At 72.9% G+C, this 2,330-nt stretch carries 4 protein-coding genes; all 4 read left to right on the plus strand.

Annotation, left to right across the window (positions count from 1 at the left end; translation table 11 throughout):
- The coding region (locus tag ACFQ4O_RS16960) for an alanine racemase (protein WP_378777472.1) at positions 1 to 398 on the plus strand (398 nt) is incomplete at its 5' end.
- 55 nt (positions 399 to 453) lie between these two features.
- Positions 454 to 732, plus strand: coding sequence for a type II toxin-antitoxin system ParD family antitoxin (locus ACFQ4O_RS16965; RefSeq protein ID WP_378777474.1), 279 nt, complete (start codon positions 454 to 456; stop codon positions 730 to 732).
- Positions 729 to 1,034 carry a type II toxin-antitoxin system RelE/ParE family toxin gene (locus tag ACFQ4O_RS16970; protein WP_378777476.1) on the plus strand — a complete coding sequence of 102 codons (306 nt, stop codon included), beginning with the start codon at positions 729 to 731 and terminating at the stop codon, positions 1,032 to 1,034. Before ACFQ4O_RS16965 ends, ACFQ4O_RS16970 begins: the two co-directional genes overlap by 4 nt.
- A gap of 20 nt (positions 1,035 to 1,054) precedes the next feature.
- On the plus strand, positions 1,055 to 2,330 hold a 1,276-nt coding region (gene radA, locus ACFQ4O_RS16975; RefSeq protein WP_378777479.1), incomplete at its 3' end, for a DNA repair protein RadA.

Here is a 2,330-nt window from a genome sequence, read left to right on the forward strand (position 1 = left end):
TGGCGCGGCTCGAGGCGCGGGTGGTCCAGCTGCGCGAGGCGGAGGGCGGAACCCCGGTCGGCTATGGCGGCGCGGAGCGGCTGACCCGCCGGTCGCGGCTCGCCATCCTGTCGCTCGGCTACGCCGACGGCGTATTCCGCGCCGCAGGCTCCGCCGATGGCGCGCCCGGCGCGGTGGCGGCCTTCGGCGGCGCGTTCTGCCCCTATGTGGGCCGCATCTCCATGGATCTGATCGCCATCGACGTCACCGCCCTGCCCGACCCGCCCCGGCGCGGCGACCGGGTGGAGGTTCTCGGCCCGAACGTCACGGTCGACGACCTCGCCCGCGCCAGCGGCACCATCGGCTACGAGATCCTCACCGGCCTCAGCCGCCGCTGCGAACGGCGCTACGTCGGTTGATCGCCAGGCTGTCAGCCCCCACACTCAGCGTCTTACGCTGGCTGGAGACGTCGCCATGCCGACCGATTTCGCCCTGGGCGCCTATTTCGACAAGCTGATCGAGGCTTTGGTCCGATCCGGCCGCTATCGCGACGCGTCCGAGGTCGTGCGGGACGCCCTGCGCGGCCTCGAAGACCGCGAGCGACGGCGCATCCGCGATCAGGACGAGCTCGAAGCGTTCCTTGCCGGAAGTCTGGACGATGTGGAGCAGGGCCGCGTCTTCTCCGCGGATCAGGTGCTCGCCGAGGCCCTCGCCGACATCGAACGGGTCCGGAGCGCCAGCGCGGCGGAATGAAGGTCGTCTTTTCCGCTCAAGCCCGCGCGGAGATCCTCGGGATCGGGCGTCACGTGGCGCAGGACGATCCGGACGCGGCGGAGCGTCTCGTCCGCAGGCTGATCGAGAGATGCCTGTCGCTGGACGCCGCTCCGCGGCAGGGACCCGTCGTGGCGCGGTTAAGGGGCCATGAGATTCACAGGCTGGTTCACGGCTCCCATCTGATCTTCTACACAGTCGCCGACGCGGTCCGCATCCTGCGCGTCGTCCACGGCGCGCGCAGCCCGCGGCTGCTGCTCAAAGATCTCGATCCCACAGCCTGAACCCGAGGCCTCGCCGCCCCATGGCCCGCCTGAAACCCTCCTTCATCTGTCAGGCCTGCGGCGCGGCGAGTTCGCGCTGGTCGGGCAAGTGCGAGGCCTGCGGGGCCTGGAACTCGATCGTGGAGGAGGTGGTGGCCGCGCCCCTGCCGGGCGGCGGCGCCTCGAGCGTCGCGGCGCGGGCGTTGGGCCGCGGCCGGGTGGTGGCGCTGGAGAGCCTGTCGGGCGCGACCGACGAGGCGCCCCGCCTCGCCTCGGGGCTGGCGGAGCTCGACCGGGTCACCGGCGGCGGCTTCGTGCGCGGCTCCGTCCTGCTGCTCGGCGGCGAGCCCGGCATCGGCAAGTCCACGCTTCTGCTGCAGGCCTCCGCCGCGCTCGCCCGCGCCGGGCACCGGGTGGTCTATGTCTCGGGCGAAGAGGCGTCGGCGCAGGTGCGGCTCAGGGCCCAGCGGCTCGGCCTGTCGGAGGCGCCGGTGGCGCTCGCGGCCGAGACCAATGTGGAGGACATCCTCTCCACCCTGAAGGCGGGCGAGCCGCCGAAGCTTGTCATCATCGATTCGATCCAGACGCTCTGGACCGGCCAGGTGGAGTCCGCGCCCGGCACCGTGACGCAGGTGCGCGCGGCGGCGCAGGCCATGATCCGCCACGCCAAGACCACCGGCGCCTGCGTCATCCTCGTCGGCCATGTCACCAAGGACGGCCAGATCGCCGGTCCCCGCGTGGTGGAGCACATGGTGGACGCGGTGCTGTCCTTCGAGGGCGATTCGGGCAGGGACTTCCGCATCCTGCGCGCCCAGAAGAACCGCTTCGGCCCCACCGACGAGATCGGCGTGTTCGCCATGACCGGCGACGGGCTGGAGCAGGTGACCAACCCCTCCGCCCTGTTCCTCGGCGATCGGGAGCCGGACGCGCCGGGCACCGCCGTGCTTGCGGGGCTCGAAGGCTCACGGCCGATCCTGGTGGAGATCCAGGCGCTGGTGGTGCCGTCCACGCTCGGCACGCCGCGCCGCGCCGTGGTCGGCTGGGACGGCGCCCGGCTCGCCATGGTGCTTGCGGTGCTGGAGGCGCGCTGCGGCGTGCGCCTCGGCGGCCACGACGTGCATCTCGCCGTCGCCGGCGGCCTGCGCATCCAGGAGCCGGCGGCGGACCTCGCGGTCGCGGCGGCGCTGGTGTCGTCGCTGCTGAACTCGCCCCTGCCGGTGGATGCGGTGTTCTTCGGCGAGATCAGCCTCACCGGCGCGGTGCGGCCCGTGGCGCATCCGGGGCCGCGGCTGCGCGAGGCGGCCCGGCTCGGCTTCC

It is taken from the genome of Methylopila musalis (genome assembly GCF_042679725.1).
Classification (GTDB): domain Bacteria; phylum Pseudomonadota; class Alphaproteobacteria; order Rhizobiales; family Methylopilaceae; genus Methylopila; species Methylopila musalis.